The sequence below is a fragment of the Georgenia sp. Z1491 genome (assembly GCF_057652395.1).
Window position 1 is genome coordinate 2036804 of sequence record NZ_CM172729.1, and the last position, 19531, is coordinate 2056334.

The 19531-nt window shown below is 75.1% G+C and carries 16 protein-coding genes; 12 read left to right on the plus strand and 4 right to left on the minus strand.

Annotated elements, in window-relative coordinates; all coding sequences use genetic code 11:
• Window positions 1–25 precede the first annotated feature (25 nt).
• The 4 genes from AC24HA_RS09485 (at window position 26) to AC24HA_RS09500 (ending at window position 5272) form a co-directional block, all read left to right on the plus strand.
• On the plus strand, window positions 26–2809 hold the full coding sequence (locus AC24HA_RS09485; RefSeq protein WP_425708851.1) for a GNAT family N-acetyltransferase: 2784 nt from the start codon (window positions 26–28) through the stop codon (window positions 2807–2809).
• 71 nt (window positions 2810–2880) lie between these two features.
• Entirely contained in the window at window positions 2881–3435 is a 555-nt protein-coding gene (locus tag AC24HA_RS09490; protein WP_425708850.1) for a DUF5998 family protein, read from the plus strand.
• 11 nt (window positions 3436–3446) lie between these two features.
• A complete protein-coding gene (locus AC24HA_RS09495) occupies window positions 3447–4610 on the plus strand; it encodes an alkaline phosphatase family protein (protein ID WP_425708849.1) in 1164 nt (387 codons plus the stop codon).
• Complete coding sequence (locus AC24HA_RS09500; RefSeq protein ID WP_425708848.1) at window positions 4610–5272, plus strand: thymidine kinase; 663 nt, start codon at window positions 4610–4612, stop codon at window positions 5270–5272. The genes AC24HA_RS09495 and AC24HA_RS09500 overlap by 1 nt, the downstream gene beginning before the upstream one ends.
• 75 nt (window positions 5273–5347) lie before the next feature.
• On the opposite strand, the gene sepH is transcribed toward AC24HA_RS09500, so the two are convergent.
• Window positions 5348–6772 (minus strand): septation protein SepH, encoded by a 1425-nt coding sequence (gene sepH, locus AC24HA_RS09505; protein ID WP_425708847.1) that lies wholly within the window; start codon window positions 6770–6772, stop codon window positions 5348–5350.
• A gap of 365 nt (window positions 6773–7137) precedes the next feature.
• On the opposite strand from sepH, the gene AC24HA_RS09510 reads away from it, so the two are divergent.
• Window positions 7138–7437: a DUF4193 domain-containing protein gene (locus AC24HA_RS09510; protein ID WP_425708846.1), complete on the plus strand. Its 300-nt coding sequence runs from the start codon at window positions 7138–7140 to the stop codon at window positions 7435–7437.
• On the opposite strand, the gene AC24HA_RS09515 is transcribed toward AC24HA_RS09510, so the two are convergent.
• A complete protein-coding gene (locus tag AC24HA_RS09515) occupies window positions 7407–7922 on the minus strand; it encodes a DUF3093 domain-containing protein (RefSeq protein ID WP_425708845.1) in 516 nt (171 codons plus the stop codon). The two genes, AC24HA_RS09510 and AC24HA_RS09515, sit on opposite strands and share 31 nt — an antisense overlap.
• A gap of 153 nt (window positions 7923–8075) precedes the next feature.
• On the opposite strand from AC24HA_RS09515, the gene AC24HA_RS09520 reads away from it, so the two are divergent.
• Genes AC24HA_RS09520 through AC24HA_RS09530 form a run of 3 tightly spaced genes read left to right on the plus strand, consistent with a single transcriptional unit; the run spans window position 8076 to window position 9930 of the window.
• Window positions 8076–8804 (plus strand): DUF3710 domain-containing protein, encoded by a 729-nt coding sequence (locus AC24HA_RS09520; protein ID WP_425708844.1) that lies wholly within the window; start codon window positions 8076–8078, stop codon window positions 8802–8804.
• Window positions 8801–9190: a single stranded DNA-binding domain-containing protein gene (locus tag AC24HA_RS09525; protein WP_425708843.1), complete on the plus strand. Its 390-nt coding sequence runs from the start codon at window positions 8801–8803 to the stop codon at window positions 9188–9190. Before AC24HA_RS09520 ends, AC24HA_RS09525 begins: the two co-directional genes overlap by 4 nt.
• A complete protein-coding gene (locus AC24HA_RS09530; protein WP_425708842.1) occupies window positions 9187–9930 on the plus strand; it encodes a DUF3159 domain-containing protein in 744 nt (247 codons plus the stop codon). Before AC24HA_RS09525 ends, AC24HA_RS09530 begins: the two co-directional genes overlap by 4 nt.
• Here the strand turns inward: AC24HA_RS09530 and AC24HA_RS09535 are convergent.
• Together AC24HA_RS09535 and AC24HA_RS09540 are read right to left on the minus strand one after the other, a co-directional pair.
• Window positions 9921–10598, minus strand: coding sequence for a potassium channel family protein (locus AC24HA_RS09535; RefSeq protein WP_425708841.1), 678 nt, complete (start codon window positions 10596–10598; stop codon window positions 9921–9923). The genes AC24HA_RS09530 and AC24HA_RS09535 overlap by 10 nt on opposite strands.
• On the minus strand, window positions 10595–11260 hold the full coding sequence (locus tag AC24HA_RS09540; RefSeq protein ID WP_425708840.1) for a potassium channel family protein: 666 nt from the start codon (window positions 11258–11260) through the stop codon (window positions 10595–10597). Before AC24HA_RS09540 ends, AC24HA_RS09535 begins: the two co-directional genes overlap by 4 nt.
• A gap of 33 nt (window positions 11261–11293) precedes the next feature.
• On the opposite strand from AC24HA_RS09540, the gene AC24HA_RS09545 reads away from it, so the two are divergent.
• From AC24HA_RS09545 to AC24HA_RS09560, 4 genes are all read left to right on the plus strand, one after another.
• Window positions 11294–13276, plus strand: coding sequence for an APC family permease (locus AC24HA_RS09545; RefSeq protein WP_425708839.1), 1983 nt, complete (start codon window positions 11294–11296; stop codon window positions 13274–13276).
• Between the two features lie 184 nt (window positions 13277–13460).
• On the plus strand, window positions 13461–14876 hold the full coding sequence (locus AC24HA_RS09550; protein ID WP_425708838.1) for a class I SAM-dependent RNA methyltransferase: 1416 nt from the start codon (window positions 13461–13463) through the stop codon (window positions 14874–14876).
• 155 nt (window positions 14877–15031) lie between these two features.
• Window positions 15032–17848, plus strand: a complete 2817-nt coding sequence (locus tag AC24HA_RS09555; protein WP_425708837.1) for an aconitate hydratase — start codon at window positions 15032–15034, stop codon at window positions 17846–17848.
• Between the two features lie 162 nt (window positions 17849–18010).
• Complete coding sequence (locus AC24HA_RS09560) at window positions 18011–19423, plus strand: serpin family protein (RefSeq protein WP_425708836.1); 1413 nt, start codon at window positions 18011–18013, stop codon at window positions 19421–19423.
• Window positions 19424–19531 lie beyond the last annotated feature (108 nt).

The window sequence follows — 19531 nt, forward strand, 5'->3', positions numbered from 1 at the left end:
TCACGTCGCGCACTAGGTTGGACCCATGGGAACGCCTGAGGCCACCGAGGACCGGGACGCCGGGACCGACCGGGGGGCGCCCGCGGGCTGGGAGGCGGACGTGGTCCTGCGCGACGGGGCCACGATGCACATCCGGCCGATCTCGCCGGCGGACGCCGACGCGCTGTCCGACTTCCACGCCGCGCAGTCCGAGCGCTCGCAGTACTTCCGCTTCTTCGCCCCCATGCCGCGGCTCTCGCCCCAGGACGCCCACCGGTTCACCAACGTCGACCATGTCGGGCGGGTCGCGCTCGTCCTCACCGAGGGGCCGGTGATCCGGGGCGTGGGTCGGTACGACGTCGTCGAGCCCGGCACGGCCGAGGTGGCGTTCGCCGTCTCCGACGCAGAGCAGGGCCGCGGACTGGGCTCGATCCTTCTCGAGCACGTCGTGGCGGCGGCGCGGGAGCGTGGCGTCCACACGTTCGTCGCCGACGTCCTGCCGGAGAACACCCAGATGATCCGGGTCTTCTCCGACGCCGGCTACGAGGTCCGCTCCCGCTACGACGACGGGGTGGTCAGCCTCGAGATCCCGCTGCGCAGCACGGGCCGCTCCTGGGAGGTCCTCGCCGAGCGGGAGCGGCGCGCGGAGGCGCTGTCCATGCACACCCTGACCGCCGCGCGGGGCGCCGTCGTCGTCGCCCTCGACGAGGCGGGCCGGCCGATGGCCTCGAGGATCCTCGCGCGGGCGCGTGCCGCGGCCGGGGCGCAGGGGACGATCCCGCTCGTGGCCGTCGGCCCCCTGGACCCGGGCGGCGCGGAGCACGTGAGCGACCTCGACGCCCTTTCCTCTGGAGAGGTCGACCTGCCCGAGCACCTCGACCTCGCCGTCGTCGCCGGCGAGCCGGCCCGGGTCGTCGCCTGCGTCCCCGGGCTGCGCGCCCTCGGCGTGCGCTCGCTCGTGGTGCTCACGGGCGGGTTCGCTCTCGGTCCGGGCCGGGAGCACCAGCTCGACCTGCTGCGCGCGACGCGCCTCGCCGGACTGCGCGTGCTCGGTCCCGCCTCCTACGGGGTCCTGGGCAGGGGCGACGCGGGCGCCTACGACCTCACCCTCGCCGACCCGGGCCTCGGCCTGGGCCCCGACGGGCCCGCTCCGGAGGTCGGTGGCCGGGGCCTCGGGATCTTCGCCCAGACCCGGGAGGCGGCCCTCGCGCTCCGGCAGGGCGCCGCCAACCGCCGGCTGCCCGAGGTCGCGGTCGTGGCCGCCGGCAACCGCATCGACGTCTCCGGCAACGACACGATGCAGGGCTGGTCCGCGGACGACCGGGTCGGGGTCGGCATCGTCCACCTGCAGACGCTCGGCAACGCCCGGAAGTTCACGCGCGTCGCCAGGCGGTTGTCCGCCGAGCGCGCCCTGGTCGTGCTCACGTCCGCGACCACGGCGGTCGCCACGCTGCCCGGGCACGCGGTCGCCACCTCCGCGCTCCCGCCGTCCGTCATCGACTCCGTGCTGGCCCAGGCCGGCGCCCTGCCCGCCCGCTCCGTGCGCGAGGCGCTGGACCTGGCCGCCGTGGCCCTCACCCAGCCGGCACCCGCGGGCGTGCGGGTCGCGCTGGCGGCCACGTCCCACTCGCTCGCGGCCACCCTGTCGGCGACCGCCCGGGCGGCCGGACTCTCGCCCGTCGGCCCGGTCGCCGTCCTCGACGCCGGCCCGGTCGCCGCCCGCGAGCGGCTGCAGGGGGTCGTCCTCGACGAGGACGTCGACGCCGTCGTCGTCGCCGTCGCGGACGTGCTCGGCGGGGTCGACGACGAGCTGCTCGCCGTCGTCGCAGCGGCCGCAGCCGCCGACGCGGACCGCCCCTGGGTCGCCTGGGTCTCCGGGCTGCACGGACTCGACGAGCGGCTCCGCTCCGGCGAGCACGCGCTGCCCGCCGTCGGCTCGCTCGAGGTGGCCGCCCGGTCCGTCGCGCTGCGCGCCGCCGCCCAGGCGCGGCGCGACGCGGACGTCGGGGCCCTGCTCGAGCCGGACGGCACCGACCCGCTCGCCGCGCGCGCCGCGGTCCTCGACGTGCTGCCCACCGCGACCAGCGGCGAGACGGTCGTCCTGACGCCCGACCGCGTCGCGGCGCTCCTGGGCACCTACGGCATCGACCTTCTGCTCGCTCACCCGGTCGGGTCCGGGCCGGCCACGACCGACGACGACATCGCCGCCGACGCGGTGACGGTCGCCCGGGAGGTGGGGTACCCGGTGGCGGTCAAGGCGTTCGACGACGTGCTGCGGCACCGCACGGACCTGGGCGGCGTCCGCCTGGACCTGCTCGACGACGACGACGTGCGCGCCGCAGTCCGCCAGATACGTTCGCGCTCGCGCGACGTGCTGGGCCGGGAGTCCGCCCTGGAGGTGCAGGCGATGGCCGCCCCGGGCGTCGCCGTCGTCGTCCGCGGCGGGGAGGACCCCGTGTACGGTCCGGTGATCTCGCTCGGCGTGGCCGGCGACGCCTCGGAGATCCTCGGGGACGTCACCTACCGGGTCGCGCCGGTCACCGCCAGGGACGTGGCGACGATGATCACCGACCTGCGCGCGGCCGCCCGACTCACCGGCGACCGAGGCCTGCACGCGGTGGACACCCGCGCGCTGGCCGACGTCCTCGGTCGCGTCGCCGCCCTCGTCGACGACCTGCCCTCGATCGCGGAGATCGAGCTCAACCCGGTCATCGTCGGGCGCCGTTCCCTGTCCGTGGCGGGTGCGCGGGTGGCGCTGCGGGCGCCCAGCCGGATGGACGCCGGCCGACGGGCGCTGCCCCGGCCGTCCACGCCGGACGACGAGGGGTGAGGATCCGACGCGAGGAGCGCCGGGGGCCACGCCCGCCCATGCGGGTCCGGCCGGGGTGGCAGGATGAGACGGTGCCTCGGACCAGCTCACTGCGCCAAGACCTCGACGACGCGGGCTTCTACCCGCAGCTCGTCGCGGACGTGCTCGACGTCGCGCTCGCCGGGGAGGCCGTCACGGCGCACCTCGTGCACCCCGAGACGACCTTCGACCACGAGCTGCGCCGCCACCTCACGGTGCTCGCGCTGACCCGCAGCAGGTTCGTCGTCGTCCACGTCGACGACGTCGCGGACGAGGAGTCCGGCCCGGGCGCGCTCGCCACGTCCGAGACCGTCGCCCTGCACGAGATCCGCACCGTCGCACTCACGCACGGCGTCCTCGACCCCGCCGGCCGCGGGAGCACGTCCGAGCTCACCCTGTCGGTCGGCTGGGGGGCGATCCACCGGGTCGACCTCGAGCGGCAGTCGTGCGGCGACCCGGACTGCGAGGCGGACCACGGGATGACCGGCACGCTCTCGCCCGAGGACGTCGTCATCCGGGTCGCGGCGCAGGCCGACGGGCAGGACGCGCTCGACCGCGCGCTGCGGTTCGCCCGCGAGCTGTCCGGCGCGACCGCCGGCCAGTCCTGAGGCCGGACCGGATGCGGGCACGGGCACCCGGCGCACCCGACCTCGGCCGCCACCTGCGGGCGGTCCTGCCGGCGGCGTTCGACTCCGTCGGTGTGGCCACCGCCTCGGCCGGCCGGGACTCCGCGCTCGACCGCGCCGACCTGGGGCTGCCGACGGCGACCAAGGTGTGCGTCGTCCTCGTGGACGGTCTCGGCCTCGCCCAGCTGACCGAGCGCGGGGGGCACGCGCCGTTCCTGCGCTCGCTGCTGCCCGACGCCGTCACGCTGGACACGTGCCTGCCCTCGACCACGGCCGCCGCGCTGACGACCTTCGGCACCGGCGAGCTCCCGGGCCTGACGGGCATGCTCGGCTACACGCTGCGTCATCCGCCCAGCGGCGAGCTCGTCAACCTCGTCACCTGGCAGGACGCGCCGATGACCGCCGAGCGGTGGCAGCGCGTCCCGACCCTGTTCGAGCAGGCGGCGGCCCGCACCGGCGACGCGCGCGGCGCCGTGACGATCGGGCCGGCACGGTTCGTCGGCTCGGGCCTCACGCGGTCGGCCCTGCGCGGCGGCCGCGGCGTCACGGGGGAGTCCCTCGCCGACCGGGTCGACGTCGCGGTCGGCGCACTGCGGGGCGACGCGAACCTGGCCTACCTCTACTGGGGGGAGGTCGACCACGTCGGTCACGTGCACGGCTGGGGGTCGTGGGAGTGGGGCGAGGAGCTCATGGCGGCCGACGCCGAGCTGCGCCGGCTCACCCGGGAGCTGCCCCGCGGCACGCTCGTCGTCGTCACGGCCGACCACGGCATGGTCGACGTCGCCGAGCGCATCGACCTCGCGGCGCACCCGGAGCTGTGCCGAGGAGTCGCCCAGGTGGCCGGCGAGCCGCGGGCGTGCCACCTGTTCCTCACCGACGACGCCCACCCCGACGACGTCGCACGGCGCTGGCGGGACGTGCTCGGGCCCGACTCCGCGGTTCTCACCCGCGAGGAGCTGCTCGCCTCCGGGGCGCTGGGCGTCGACGTGCCCGAGGACCGGCGCGGGGCCGTCGGCGAGGTCGTCGCGCTCCTCGGCGGTGCCACCGTGGTCCTCGAGGAGGGCTCCGCATCGATCGGGTCCACCGCCCTGATCGGCGTGCACGGTTCGTCGACGCCGGACGAGCAGCAGGTACCGCTCCTGGTGGCCGACGCCTGATGGGTCGGCTCGTCTTCTTCTCCGGGACCATGGACTCCGGGAAGTCCACGCTCGCGCTCCAGGTCGACCACAACCACGCCGCGCGCGGTCTGGACGGGCTGCGCTTCAGCCGTAGCGACCGGGGCGGCACGGGCGTCCTCTCCTCCCGGCTGGGGCTGCGAGCGCCGGCCGTCGAGGTCAGCGACGAGACCGACTTCTGGGCGGAGGTCGTCCGGCGCCGCACCGCGGGTGGACGGGTCGACTACCTCGTCTGCGACGAGGCGCAGTTCTACACGCCCGGGCAGGTCGAGCAGCTCGCCCGGGTGGCCGACGAGATGGACGTCGATGTCTTCGCGTTCGGCATCACGACGGACTTCCGCACGCGGCTGTTCCCCGGGGCGGCCAGGCTCGTCGAGCTCGCCGACCGGGTCGAGCGCCTCCAGGTCGAGGCGCTGTGCTGGTGCGGTGCCCGGGCGACGCACAACGCGCGCACGGTCGGCGGCGTCATGGTCACCGAGGGCGAGCAGGTCGTCGTCGGCGACACCGCCGACCTGACGGGAGCCCCCGCGGCGGAGGTCGCGTACGAGGTGCTGTGCCGCAGCCACCACATGCGCGGGCTGACGGCCGCGCGCGCCCGGGTGGGCGAGCTGAGCCCACCGACGCTGGACCTCGCGGGCGACTGACGCGCCGGAGCGGCGGGGCGTCGTCGGTCGGCCGCGCCCTGGTGCGGTGGGTCGCCGCCCTGACGCGGTGGGTCGTCAGTCGGTGGGATCCGAGCGCGACCCGAACACGATCTCGTCCCACGACGGCACCGACCGCCGCTGCTTGCGCCCGGACGAACGTGGGGATCGTGCCGTCCTCGCCGGGGCGGGAGCGTCCTCCTCCGTGGCGGAGCCGTCGGCGTCGGGGGAGGCCGCGGCGGGTGAGTCGTGCTCGGGGTCACCGTCCCCGTGGTCGGTCGGCGGGTCCGCGTCGGGGTCCGACGCGTGCGTGTCGGGTGCGTCCGTCGCCTCGCCCGCGGCCGGACCACCGGTGCGGGTGCCCTCCCCACGGGCGTCCGCCGTGCGGGCCGTCGTCGTCGCGCGCGCGTCCTCGTCCGCGCTCGGGGCCGGCCTGCCCCGCCCCGAGGGGTGTGTGCCGCGCGGGTCGAGCGCGACCTCGTCGGGGTCCGGCCCGATGCCGGGCCGCGCGCGCCGATGGGCGTCAAGCGACAGCACCTGGGCGTCGCGCGCCTGGTCGGGCCGGGAGGCCGGGGGGTGCGCGGCCGGGATCTCGTCCGCGTCGTCGTCCTCGTCGAGCGAGTCCAGGTCCAGCTCGTCCTGCAGGTCGTCGATGTCCTGCCGGGTCCCGCGGTGGGCGGCCAGGTCGTCCAGCAGCGCCTCCGTGGCGTCGTCGTCCGGCAGGTCGGCGGGCGAGGTCACGGGGTCCTCCGTCGCGCCGCCCACCGCGGACCGAGGGGTGCCGCCCGCGGCGGACGCGTCCACGCCGGAGCCGTCGCGGTCGGTGACGGCCCGTTCCGCGGCGCCGGCAGGTCGGTCCTCGCGGGCCCACGGCGGCTCGGCACCCGGTCGGGAGCGGACCTCGCCGAGCGGGCCGTCGCTGCGCGCGGGACGCCGGCCCGCGCTGACGTCGGTCTCCGAGAGCCACCTGGCCTCGTCGTCGACGGCGACCAGGGTCCGCGCCTGCAGGTCGATCGTCCACATCGCGGTCCGCTCCTTGCGGGCCGCGACGAAGGTGACGCCGACCTGCCACGACTCGCCCGCGCGCCGCCGGGCGTCCCACGCCAGGTGCTCGACCTCGACACCGCGGGCCGCCAGCCGGTCGACGACGAGGTCGCCGAGCGTGGGGGAGTCGGAGTCGTGCCCGACCCGCTGCTTGCGGGCCTGCTCCGTGACGAAGGCGCGCTCGGCCGTCACCGGGGGCTCGAACGGCGCGACCCGTTCCCGGGGCAGCCCGTGCTCCTCGGCGATCTCGTCGACGTCCTGGCCGGCGCGCAGGAGCGTCTGGATGTCCCGGGGCGAGAGGTGCCTCGGCTCGGCGGTGCGCCGGCTGGTGGCCGATGCGCGGCGCAGCGCGGTGCGGAGGTCCTCGTCGATCCGCAGGCGGTACTCGGCGCCGTCCGGTCCGCCGACGAGCAGGTGCTCGCCGGACTCGGACGTTCCGGTGACGGTCAGATCGACCATGGGGTCCTCCTCGGCGACAACCCGTGGGCCCGGGCGCCAACAGGATAGGTGCCAGCGAGCCGGGGGCGCGGGAGGTCGCGGCGGCCCCGGGGCCGGCACCGGCGCCGGTGGCAGTGGAACGCCTCACAGTGCGCCGCGTGCGGCCGCGGGTGCGGGGCGGCGCACCGGCGGAGACGGGCGCGAGGATCCGCGGCCGGCCGCGCCCCGGGCGCCGACCCGTGGATCCGGGTGGCCGCCGGAGGATTTGTGGTGCACAATCCGTCCGACCAAGGTCGGGAACAATCTCCGCAGGTATGCGTTGACCGCGATCCAGGGGCGTATCCCACCCCGCGAACCACGAGTAGAACCCGGAGCGTGACGCCAGCATGGCGACTGACTACGACGCACCCCGCAAGAACGAAGAGGAGCTGGGCGAGGACTCGATCGAGGAGCTCAAGGCGCGTCGCGCCGAGCAGTCGTCGAGCTCGGTGGACGAGGACGAGACCGAGGCGGCCGAGGGCTTCGAGCTCCCCGGCGCCGACCTGTCCGGCGAGGAGCTGAGCGTCCGCGTGCTCCCGCGCCAGGCGGACGAGTTCACGTGCTCGCGCTGCTTCCTCGTCCACCACCGCAGCCAGCTCGCGTACGAGGAGAACGGTCAGCTCGTCTGCACCGAGTGCGCGGCCTGACCTGATCTCAGCGCGGCGGCCAGCTCGTCCGGCCGCCGCGTCGAGACGACCCACATCGGGGTCGGGTCCCGATCGTCCTCGACGACGACCGCGACGCCGCGACGGACCCACGAACGATGGACGAGAAACGACCGCGCATCGGCGCGCGGCCCCATGATCGCCCGCATCCCCTCGCGGTCGAGCGGGTGGGCGTCCCCGAGCCTGGCGAGAGCGATCGCGGCGCCTCCGGCCCGCAGCGTCGGTCCCTCCTCGCCGACGTCGCCCTGCTCACCGGGCCCCTCCGCCACGACCTCGACGACCGGGGACGTGAGCACGAGCCCGGCCCCCGCCGCCACGGCCGAGACGACGCCGACCACGACCGCCGGGACGACGCCGAACGGCATCGCCGCCAGCGCGAGCGACAGGCCCAGGAAGGCCGCCAGGACCATCGGCACGAGGCCGGGGACGAGCCGCTCGCGGAAGAGCGGGGACGAGGTGGTGGTCACGGCCCCAGCCTGCCACCGCGGGCGGGCTCCGACCACCGCCGGACGACCGTGACGCACCACCGGCCGCAGCGGGCCGGGCCTCGCGGGTAGGCTCGCACGCGGTGTCCGCCGGGCGCGCCGCGGCCGCGGCGACGGCGGGCAGGAGAGGAACGCATGGGACTGTTTTCACGCGGCCGGCACAAGGCGGCCGAGACGCCGGAGCCGGAGCAGGACGACGCCACCACCGGTACCGACGACGCGGAGAGCGCCGACGAGGCGGCCGGCCCGTTCGACGTGGCCGACCGGCCCGACCTCGACGGTCGCCTCGACCTCGGCGCGCTGCGCATCCCCCGGGCGTCGGGGATGAAGGTGCGGCTCGAGCTGGAGAAGAAGCGCCGCACGGTCATCGGCACGTCGGTCGCGCTCGAGGGCTCCGCCCTGCAGATGCAGCTGTTCGCCGCCCCACGCTCGGCCGGCCTGTGGGACGAGGTCCGCGCGGAGCTCGCCGCCTCGGTCGAGAAGCAGAAGGGCATGGTCGAGGAGACGACCGGACGCTGGGGCGACGAGCTCGTCGTCCACCTCCCGGTCACGCGCTCGGACGGTACGAGCGCGATGAACGTGCTGCGGTTCATCGGTGTCGACGGGCCACGCTGGTTCCTGCGCGGCATGCTCTCCGGCCTCGCGGCCACGGACGACGCCGCGGCCGAGCCGCTGCGGGACGTGCTCGCGGACGTCGTCGTCGACCGGGGTCCGGAGGCCCGCGCCCCGCGCGAGGTCGTCACGCTCACCGCGCCCGGCACGGCCGAGGCCGGGTCGGAGGTCGACACGGGCGGTGCGCCGGAACGCCGCACGCTCACGCTCCGCGACCTGCAGCGCGGCCCCGAGACCACGGAGACCCGGTGACGTCACGGCGCGGGCTCCTCCCGAGCGTCGCCGAGCTCGACGCCCGCGACGAGCGCGAGTCCTCCCGGGTGGACGGCTGCCGTCCGATCGGGTCCGTCCGGCCCCGCGAGCGGGTCCGCGTCACGGGTGTCCTGCGGTCGGTCACCTACCCGCCGGTCGATGCGGCCCCGGACCTGCGGGCGCACCTGTTCGACGGCACCGGCGAGCTCGCGCTCGTGCTGCGCGGGCGGCGCCGGGTGCCCGGCGTGGTCCCGGGCCGACGCCTGGTCGCCGAGGGCGTCGTGCTCGACGACGACGGCCCCACCCTCGTCGATCCCGCCTACGAGCTGCGGCCCTCCCTGGCCGAGCTCGAGGAGATCGACGCCGCCGACGGCAGGCACCGATGAGCGCGCCGGACGCGCCGGCCGAGGAGGGCCGCGGCGACGCTAAGGACCATGACGCCGCTGGTGACCCGGCCGCTGCGGCCGGCGCCGCGCTCGCCGGTCGCCGGTCCGGCCTGGGGCAGGTCGCCGCCGAGGACTTCTCCCTGGCCGACTCGATCGGCGGCGTGCGCGGGGTCATCGAGGCGGTCGCGCCCGGCGCGGTCTTCGTCGTCGCGTTCGTCATCTGGCGGGAGCTGACGATCCCGCTCGTGGCCTCCCTCGCCGTCGCGGTCGTGCTGTGCGCGATCCGGCTCGTGCAGCGCACCCCGCTCACGCAGGCGCTGTCCGGGCTCCTGGGTGTGGGCATCGGCGTGGTGTGGGCGTGGCGCTCGGGCCAGGCGGAGGACTTCTTCGCCTGGGGCCTGTACGTCAACGCCGCCTACGCCCTCGGTCTGGTGATCGCGATCCTGGTGCGCTGGGCGCCGATCGGGGTGCTCGTCGAGCTGCTCAAGGGGCGCGGGATGCAGTGGCGGACCGATCCCGAGGCGGCCCCGCTGCGTCGACGCTACGTCGCGGCCTCCTGGCTGTGGGTCGGTGTCTTCGCCGCCCGGCTCGCGGTCCAGGTGCCGCTCTACCTCGCGGGCGAGGTCGCGGCGCTCGGCGTGGCGCGACTCGTCATGGGTATCCCGCTGTTCGCGCTGGCCGCCTGGTTCACGTGGGCGCTCGTCCGCGAGCGGCCGGGGACGGCGCCCGCTCAGTCCTGAGCACGGGGCGCGAGCTGCTCCTGGAGCTGATCGAGGTCGTCCTGGCCCTGCGCCGAGAGCACGAGCAGCAGCTCGTCGCCGGCCTCGAGGGTGAGGTCCGGCTCGACCCCGTACGCGGTGCCCGAGCGCATGACGGCGGCGAGCACCGCGTGCGGCCCGAGGTCGACGGTCCCCACCCGGTGCCCGACGACGGGCGAGCCGTCCGGCAGCGTGAGCTCGTGGATCGAGGCGCCCGAGCGGTGGAAGCGGAACAGCGGCACGAGGTCGCCGACCGAGACCGCCTCCTCCACGAGCGAGGTCATGATGCGCGGCGTGGAGACGGGCACGTCCACCCCCCACGTCTCGGTGAACATCCACTCGTTCCTCGGGTTGTTGATGCGCGCGACCACCCGGGGCACCGCGAACTCGGACTTGGCGAGCAGGGAGACGACGAGGTTCGCCTTGTCGTCGCCCGTGGCCGCCACGACGACGTCGCTCTCGCCCGCCCCGGCCTCGGTGAGCGCCCGCGGGGAGCACGCGTCGGCGAGCAGCCACTCCGCCTGCGCGACCGACGCCACGCGCATGGCCCCGGGCTCGTGGTCGACGAGGGTGACCGTGTGACCGTGCGCGAGGAGCTCGAGCGCGATGGACCGCCCGACCGATCCCGCGCCGGCGATGAGCACCCTCATCGCCGGCGCTCCGGCGGGTCGTGGAGCGCGCGGCGCACCGCGCCCACCCGGTCGGTCGTCACCGCGGCGTGGACGAGGTCCCCCTGCTGGAGCACCGACGTCGCGTGCGGGACGGTGCCCGCGCCCCTGCGGGTGAGGAACGCGACCCGCGCGCCGGTGGCGTCCTGGACGTCGACGACCGTGCGGCCCGCCCAGGCCTCGTTCGGCTCGACCCGGACGATCGAGACGAGGCCGGAGGCGTCGACGAGCTCGGCGGGGGTGGGCGAGGGCAGGACGTGGGCGAGGACCTGCTCCGCGGTCCACCGCACCGTGGCCACCGTGGGGATCCCGAGCCGCTGGTAGACCTCGGCCCGCTGGGGGTCGTAGATGCGGGCGACGACGCGGGACACGGCGAACGTCTCCCGGGCGACCCGCGCGGCGATGATGTTGGAGTTGTCGCCCGAGGAGACCGCGGCGAACGCGTAGGCGTCCTCGATCCCGGCCTGCTGCAGGGTGTCGCGGTCGAACCCGACGCCCTTGACCTGACGGCCGGAGAAGTCGTCCCCGAGCCGGCGGAACGCGTCGGGGTCCTGGTCGACGACCGCGACGGAGTGCCCGGCGGAGTCGAGCTGCTCGGCGAGCGAGGCCCCGACCCGGCCGCAGCCCATGATCACCACGTGCACGCGGTGACGGTACCGCGGTCTAGCATCGACCGCGTGCCCGACCTCGCCTCGGCGCTCAAGCGGCTGGTCGTGGGTCGCCCGGTGCGCACCGAACGCCTCGGCGGCACCCTGCTGCCCAAGCGTCTCGCGCTACCGGTGTTCGCCTCCGACGCTCTGTCCTCCGTCGCGTACGCGCCCGACGAGATCCTCCTGACCCTCGCGCTCGCGGGCGTCGCGGCCACCGCGCTGTCGCCCGCCGTCGGGCTCGCCGTGGTCGTCGTCATGGTGGTCGTCGTCCTGTCCTACCGGCAGACGGTGCGCGCCTACCCCTCCGGCGGCGGCGGGTACGAGGTCGTGACGACGAACCTCGGCCGCCGCGCGGGCCGAGGGGTCGGGTCCGCCCTCCTCGTGGACTACCTGCTCACCGTCGCCGTGTCGGTCTCCTCCGGGGTCCAGTACCTCGCCTCGGCGGTGCCGCCCCTCCAGCCCTACCGCGTCCCGATCGCCGCCCTGCTCGTCGCCGCCCTGGCCCTGCTCAACCTGCGCGGCACGCGGGAGTCGGGCCGGGTGATCGGCGTGCCGTTCTACCTGTTCATGGCCTCGGTGGGCGTGCTCGCGCTCGTCGGGGCCGGGCGCGAGCTGCTGGGCGGCGGACTGCCCGACGCGGCGACGGCGAGCCTGACCGTGGTGCCCGACCCGGCGCACGACCAGGCCCTGACCACCCTCGGCGGGGCGTTCCTCGTCCTGCGGGCCTTCACCTCCGGGTGCGCCGCCCTCACCGGCGTCGAGGCCGTGGCCAACGGCGTGCCGACCTTCCGCAGGCCCAGGTCCGGGAACGCCGCGACGACGCTGCTGCTCCTCGGCGGCATCTCCGCGGCCATGCTCATGTCGGTGATCTGGCTCGCCACGGCCATCGACGTCCGCGTGGTCGAACGTCCCGCCGAGCAGCTCCTGCGCGACGGCGTCCCGGTCGGCGCGGGCTACCACCAGGACCCCGCCATCGTGCAGATCGCGGACTCCGTCCTGTGGGGGTGGGCACCGGTCGTCGCGCTCGTCGCCGTCGTCGCCGGCGCGATCCTCCTCCTCGCCGCGAACACGGCGTTCACCGGCTTCCCGGTCCTCGCGTCGGTCCTCGCCCGCGACGGGCTGCTGCCGCGCCGCCTGCACACGCGCGGCGACCGGCTCACGTACTCCAACGGGATCCTCGCCCTCGCCGCGGGGGCCGCCGTCCTCGTCGTCGTCCTCCAGGCCGACGTCACCCGGCTCATCCAGCTCTACATCGTCGGCGTGTTCGTCTCCTTCACGCTGACGCAGACCGGGATGGTGCGGCACTGGCGCGGCGTCCTGCGCAGGGAGCACGACCCGGCGCTGCGGTCGGCCGCCCGCAGGTCCCGCGCGATCAACCTGGTCGGCGCGGTGCTCACGGCCGTGGTGCTCGTGGTCGTGCTGGTCACCAAGCTCACCCGCGGTGCCTGGATCACGGTGCTGCTCGTCGCCGTGGTGTTCCTCCTCATGGGGGCGGTGCGCAGGCACTACGACGACGTGGCCCGCCGGACGGCCGTGCCCGCCGACGCGGAGGCGCGGTCCCTGCCTGCGCGGGTGCACGCGATCGTCCTGGTCTCCACGCTCAACCAGCCCACCGCCCGCGCCCTCGCCTACGCCCGCGCCACGCGCCCGTCGAGCCTCGAGGCCGTGACGGTCCTCCTCGACGAGGACTCCACCGACGAGCTCCGACGCCGGTGGGACGAGGTGCGCGTACCCGTCCCGCTCACCGTCCTCGACGCACCGTTCCGGGACGTCACCGAGCCGGTCCTCGAGCACGTCCGCGCGGTGCGTCGGGCCTCGCCGCGGGAGATCGTCGTCGTCTACATCCCCGAGTACGTGGCGGCCCGCGTGTGGTACCGCTTGCTGCACAACGGTTCCGCCCGGCGGCTGCTGGACCGCCTACGGCTCGTGCCCGGCGTCGTCGTCGCCACCGTCCCCTTCCAGCTCGCTCGCGCCGACGAGGTCGGCGGTCAGGAGGTCGCACGTGACTGACGAGGACGACGCGGGCCCCGGAGCCCGGCGGACCGGGGGCCCAGGGCCCGACCGGCGCCGCGGGCGCACGCGCGGACGCGCCGGATCCGGTCGGGGGAGCGGGCGCACCGGCCGGGGACGGCGTGGCCGCGGTGGGGCCGCCCGCCGCGGCAGGACCGGGCCGGGGCCCGCCGAGGTCGCCGAGATGCTGGACGACCCGATCGCGGTCGGGTCCCCCGCGCACGGGGGGTTCGTCGTCGGGCGGGCCGGCTCGGTCGTCACCCTCGTCCGGCACGCGATCCCCGGCGAGGTGGTCCGGGTGGCGGTGACCTCCCGCCGGTCGCGCGTGTGGTTCGCGGACGCGGTCGAGGTCGTCGAGCGCTCCCGGGAGCGGGTCGCGCACGTGTGGCCCGAGGCCGGCCCTGGCGGCGTGGGCGGGGGAGAGCTCGGACACGTCTCGCCCGCCGCACAGCTGGAGTGGAAGAGCGCGGTCCTCGCGGACTCCCTGCGCAGGATCGGCGGTGAGCAGGTGGCCGGGGACGTGGCCGCGGCGGGCTCGACGACGGTGCACCCGGTGGCCGACCCGGCCCTGCCCGGCACCCGCACGCGGGTCGAGCTCACCGGCACCGCGGAGGGCCGCCTCGGCATGCACCGCCACCGGGGGCAGGACGTCCTCGCGCTGGAGACGCTCCCGCTCGCCGACCCCCGCCTCGACGTCGGCTCGCTCCTGGGTTCCCTGCGCGTCGATCCCGGCGCGCGGGTGCGGGCCGTCGTCGGGTCCGGGTCCGGGCCGGACGCCGAGCCTCGCGTGCTCGTCGACGGTTCGCCGCTGTCCGGGACCGGGTCGGTCGCGGAGTCGGTCCCCACGCTGCTCGGCACCATCGACTACACGGTCGCCGCGGACGGGTTCTGGCAGGTGCACCACGCCGCACCGGCCGTGCTCGTCGAGGTGGTGCTCGCGCTGGCCGCCGGGCTCGAGCCACGCCTGCCCGACCCGGCGGCGTGGCAGGAGGCGGACCAGGCCGGCGCCCCGGCCGGCGTGGTCGATCCTGCGCCGCGCGCAGAGGACGGCTCCGGCGCTGCCGGCGAAACAGGTGCGGACCCGCCCACCGAGGCCGGTGCGGACGCCAGGGCCCGCGCCGACCGCGTGCGCGCGGCACTCGACGGCGCCCGCGTCCTCGAGCTCTACTCGGGTGCCGGGCTGCTGAGCGCCGCGCTCGCCCGGGCGGTAGGGACCGACGGCCGGCTCGTCACGCTCGAGGGCGCCGCCCGCGCCGTCGACGACGCGCGCGCCACCCTCGCGCCCACGCCGTGGGCACGGCCGCTGACGGGAGCGGTCGATGCGTCCGCGGTCGCGGCGCTCGGCCGGGAGCCGGAGTGGTCGACCGGGGGCACCGTCGTGCTCGACCCGCCCCGGACCGGGGCCCGGAGCGAGGTCATGGCCGCGGTCGCCGCCCTCCACCCGGCGCGGATCGTGCACGTCGCCTGCGACCCCGCGGCGCTCGCCCGGGACCTCGCCGCCGCCCGCGCGGCCGGCTACGTGGCGGAACGGGTCGTCGCCCTCGACCTGTTCCCGCACACCCACCACCTCGAGGCGGTCGTCTCGCTCGTCCGCGCCTGACGACGCCGCCGGCGCGGCGGTTGGACATGACGCGACGACAGCAAGTATCTTGATGTCGAGATAATTGCCCCTCGGGCCGCCGGGTGTGTGGCATGACACGATGGGGCCGGGCCGGCCGGCGCAGGGCGTCGGCGGCGAACGACGAAGGAGTGGACATGAGCCTGGACAGCTTTGGATCCCGCGGACAGCTTGACGTCGACGGCACGGAGTACGAGATCTTCCGTCTCTCCGCAGTCGAGGGACTGGAGAAGCTTCCCTACAGCCTCAAGGTTCTCGCCGAGAACCTGCTGCGCACCGAGGACGGCAAGAACATCACCGCGGACCAGGTCCGGGCGCTGGCCTCGTGGGACGCGGACGCGGAGCCTCACGTGGAGATCCAGTTCACGCCCGCCCGCGTGCTCATGCAGGACTTCACCGGGGTGCCCTGCGTCGTCGACCTCGCCACCATGCGCGAGGCCGTCGCGGAGCTCGGTTCCGACCCCGACAAGATCAACCCGCTCGCTCCCGCCGAGCTCGTCATCGACCACTCCGTCGTCATCGACGTGTTCGGCCGCGCCGACGCCTTCGAGCGCAACGTCGAGATCGAGTACGAGCGCAACGGTGAGCGCTACCAGTTCCTGCGCTGGGGCCAGACGGCCTTCGACGACTTCAAGGTGGTCCCGCCGGGCACCGGCATCGTGCACCAGGTCAACATCGAGTACCTCGCCCGCGTCGTCATGCCGCGCGAGGTCGACGGCGTCTTTCGCGCCTACCCCGACACCTGCGTCGGCACCGACTCCCACACCACGATGGTCAACGGGCTCGGCGTGCTGGGCTGGGGCGTCGGCGGCATCGAGGCCGAGGCCGCGATGCTCGGGCAGCCGGTCTCGATGCTCATCCCGCGCGTCGTCGGCTTCAAGCTCTCGGGCTCGATCCCCTCCGGCGCCACGGCCACCGACGTCGTGCTGACGATCACCGAGATGCTCCGCGAGCACGGGGTGGTCGGCAAGTTCGTCGAGTTCTACGGCGAGGGCGTCGCCCAGGTGCCGCTCGCCAACCGCGCCACCATCGGCAACATGTCTCCTGAGTTCGGCTCGACCGCCGCGATCTTCCCGATCGACGACGTCACGCTCGACTACATGCGCCTCACCGGCCGCGACGAGCACCAGGTGGCGCTGGCCGAGTCCTACGCCAAGGAGCAGGGGATGTGGCACGACCCCTCGCGCGAGGCACAGTACTCGGAGTACCTCGAGCTCGACCTGTCGAGCGTCGTCCCCTCGATCGCGGGGCCGAAGCGCCCGCAGGACCGGATCGCGCTGAGCGAGTCCAAGGACCAGTTCGTCAACGACCTGAAGAACTACGTCGTCAACGGGCACGGCATCGAGAAGAGCCCGCAGGACGAGGAGCTCATCGGGACGTTCCCGGCGTCCGACGCGCCGTCGCACGACGCGCACGACTCCTCCTCGGACCTCGGCCGACCGCACCACTCGGGCGCCGCGCCCGCCGGCTACCGCCGCCCGCACGCCAACGTCCCCGTCACACTGGCGGACGGCACGCAGACCGAGCTGGACCACGGTGCGGTCGTCATCTCCTCGATCACCTCGTGCACCAACACCTCCAACCCGTCGGTGATGATGGCCGCGGGCATGCTCGCGAAGAACGCGGTCGAGAAGGGACTGTCCGTCAAGCCCTGGGTGAAGACCTCCATGGCGCCCGGCTCGAAGGTCGTCACCGGCTACTACGACAAGGCCGGCATGTGGCCCTACCTCGAGGAGCTGGGCTACCACCTCGTCGGCTACGGCTGCACCACCTGCATCGGCAACTCCGGCCCGCTGCCGGAGGAGGTCTCGTCGGCCGTGGCCGAGCACGACCTGGCCGTGGCGTCGGTGCTCTCGGGCAACCGCAACTTCGAGGGCCGGATCAACCCCGACGTCAAGATGAACTACCTCGCCTCCCCGCCGCTGGTCATCGCCTACGGCCTCGCCGGCTCGATGGACTTCGACTTCGAGAACGACGCGCTCGGGCAGGACAGGGACGGCAACGACGTGTTCCTCGCCGACATCTGGCCCTCCCCGGAGGACGTCGAGCGCACGATCACCGAGTCGGTGAGCTCGGACATGTTCACCGAGGACTACGCGGACGTCTTCACCGGCGACGAGCGCTGGCGGAGCCTGGAGACGCCGGACGGCTCGACCTTCGAGTGGGACGCCGACTCCACCTACGTGCGCAAGCCCCCGTACTTCGACGGTATGCCCGCCGAGCCGGAGCCCGTCACGGACATCTCGGGCGCCCGCGTGCTGGCCAAGCTCGGCGACTCCGTCACCACCGACCACATCTCGCCGGCCGGCGCCATCAAGGCCGACTCCCCGGCGGGCAGGTACCTCGCCGAGCACGGCATCGAGCGCCGCGACTTCAACTCCTACGGCTCGCGCCGCGGGAACCACGAGGTGATGATCCGCGGGACCTTCGCCAACATCCGGCTGCGCAACCAGCTGCTCGACGACGTCGAGGGCGGGTTCACGAAGAACCTCCTCACCGGTGAGCAGGAGACGATCTTCGACGCCGCGCAGGCCTACCAGGCGAAGGACATCCCGCTCGTCGTGCTCGGGGGCAAGGAGTACGGCTCGGGCTCGTCGCGCGACTGGGCGGCCAAGGGCACGGCGCTGCTCGGTGTCCGCGCGGTCATCACCGAGTCGTTCGAGCGCATCCACCGCTCGAACCTCATCGGCATGGGCGTGCTCCCGCTGCAGTACCCGTCGGGCGAGAGCGCCGAGTCGCTGGGGCTGGACGGGACGGAGACGTTCGACATCTCAGGCGTCACCGCCCTCAACGACGGCTCGACGCCCGAGACGGTCCACGTGACCGCCACGAAGGAGGACGGCGAGAGCGTCGAGTTCGACGCGGTCGTGCGGATCGACACCCCCGGCGAGGCCGACTACTACCGCCACGGCGGCATCCTGCAGTACGTGCTCCGCTCGCTCGTCGCGGCCTGACCGCGACCACACGGCTCACCCGCGGCCCCGGTCCTGTCGACCGGGGCCGCGGCTGTGCGTGGGGCGGTCGGGAGCCGGCCCCCGGAGCCTGCAGCGGTCGGAAGGCAGGGCGCGGGCGGGCACCGGAGGCCGAGGACCGGTCCCGGGGCTAGGCTCACGGCCATGACCCGGCGGTCCGCCCCCTGTGCACTCGGCGCGGCCCTCGTGCTGCTCGGGCTCGCCGCGTGCGGCGGGGGGAGCGGCACCGCGTCCGATACGGGGAGCGAGACTCCGACCGGCGACGTGAGCGATCCTGATCCCGGCGACGCGTCCGACCCGGGTGGCAGGCCCGACCCGGGTGGCACGCCCGACCCGGGCGGCGGTGCGGTCGAGCTCACCGGTGACGGACCGGACGACCAGCCGGCCCCGGTCGCCCTCGAGGACGTCTCGGCGCTCGAGGACCACCTCGCCGCCACGGCCGCCCTCGGCGCGGACGCGGTGACCCAGGCGCTGAACGACCCGGAGACCGACACGATCGTCGTCTCGCCGTCGAGCCTGGCCACCGCCCTGGCCATGATGGCCGCCGGCGCCGAGGGAGTGACCCGCGCGGAGCTCGAGGAGGTCCTGGGCGGGGCCGACAGCGACGTGCTCGAGGCGATCCAGTCGCTGCGGTCCGAGCTGGCGGACCTCGACCAGGACCCCGCGACGATCGAGCTCGACCCCCTCCCGGACCGCGCGATCGTCCACATGGCCAACCAGGTGGTCCTCCGCTCCGACGTGACGCCCGAGCAGACCTGGCTCGACGCCGTCTCCCACCGGCTCGGTGCCGGCGTCGTCGCCACACCGTTCGAGGCGATGCAGCAGGTCCTCGACGACTGGGTGGACCTGCACACCGCCGGCCTCGTCGACGAGTCGGGCATCGAGGCGAGACCCGAGACCGTCCTCGTCGTCCAGGACGCAGTGCTCGTCGCCTCGGCATGGCTCGACGGCTTCTCCGAGTCAGCCACGACCGAGGAGGACTACACGCTGCCGGGCGGCGACATCGTCCAGGTGCCGACGATGCACGGGCAGCGCCCGATGCCGTACGCCGAGGTCGACGGCCACCGCGCGGTCGAGCTCGCCCTCCTCGACGGTCTCGTGCTCGAGGTCGTCCTGCCGGCCGACGGCACAGCGCCCGGCGAGCTCACCGCAGAGGACTGGGCCGCGCTGGCCGACGCCCTGGACCCGGGTGCCCCCGCGCTGGTCGACCTCGCGCTGCCCAGGGCCGATCTCGAGACGAGCGTCGCCCTCGCCCCCGTGCTCGACCCGGTCGGCGTGGTCGAGCTGTTCGGTCCGGCCCCCGAGCTCGGTCGCATGCTGCCCGGCGACGGCTACGTGGTCGACCAGGCCGTCCAGCAGGCCCGGCTCCAGATCGGTGAGGAGGGCGTCGTGGCCGCCGCCGTCACGGAGATCGCCGTCGCCGAGTCGGCCCAGCTGCCGCCCGAGGAGGAGGTCGAGCTCGTCGTCGACCGCCCCTACGCGGTGCGGATCGTCGACGGCGGGACCGGCTGGGTGCTCTTCCATGCCGCGATCGGCGACCCCCGCGGCGAGGAGTAGGCCAGGGCGGACGGGACCGCGCCGGGCGGGGCCGAGCGGGGCAGACCTCCCCGGTCAGGACGACCCGGGTCAGCGGTCCGGCCGACACGGCCGCGATCCCTAGGGTGC

Bases quoted from the DNA above. Each gene is read 5' to 3' on its own strand.
- AC24HA_RS09555 (WP_425708837.1), top strand. From the start codon at position 15,032: ATGAGCCTGGACAGCTTTGGATCCCGCGGACAGCTTGACGTCGACGGC.
- AC24HA_RS09520 (WP_425708844.1), top strand. From the start codon at position 8,076: ATGGGACTGTTTTCACGCGGCCGGCACAAGGCGGCCGAGACGCCGGAG.
- AC24HA_RS09560 (WP_425708836.1), top strand. From the start codon at position 18,011: ATGACCCGGCGGTCCGCCCCCTGTGCACTCGGCGCGGCCCTCGTGCTG.
- AC24HA_RS09530 (WP_425708842.1), top strand. From the start codon at position 9,187: ATGAGCGCGCCGGACGCGCCGGCCGAGGAGGGCCGCGGCGACGCTAAG.
- AC24HA_RS09535 (WP_425708841.1), bottom strand. From the start codon at position 10,598: ATGAGGGTGCTCATCGCCGGCGCGGGATCGGTCGGGCGGTCCATCGCG.
- AC24HA_RS09485 (WP_425708851.1), top strand. From the start codon at position 26: ATGGGAACGCCTGAGGCCACCGAGGACCGGGACGCCGGGACCGACCGG.
- AC24HA_RS09495 (WP_425708849.1), top strand. From the start codon at position 3,447: ATGCGGGCACGGGCACCCGGCGCACCCGACCTCGGCCGCCACCTGCGG.
- AC24HA_RS09510 (WP_425708846.1), top strand. From the start codon at position 7,138: ATGGCGACTGACTACGACGCACCCCGCAAGAACGAAGAGGAGCTGGGC.
- AC24HA_RS09550 (WP_425708838.1), top strand. From the start codon at position 13,461: ATGCTGGACGACCCGATCGCGGTCGGGTCCCCCGCGCACGGGGGGTTC.
- sepH (WP_425708847.1), bottom strand. From the start codon at position 6,772: ATGGTCGATCTGACCGTCACCGGAACGTCCGAGTCCGGCGAGCACCTG.
- AC24HA_RS09500 (WP_425708848.1), top strand. From the start codon at position 4,610: ATGGGTCGGCTCGTCTTCTTCTCCGGGACCATGGACTCCGGGAAGTCC.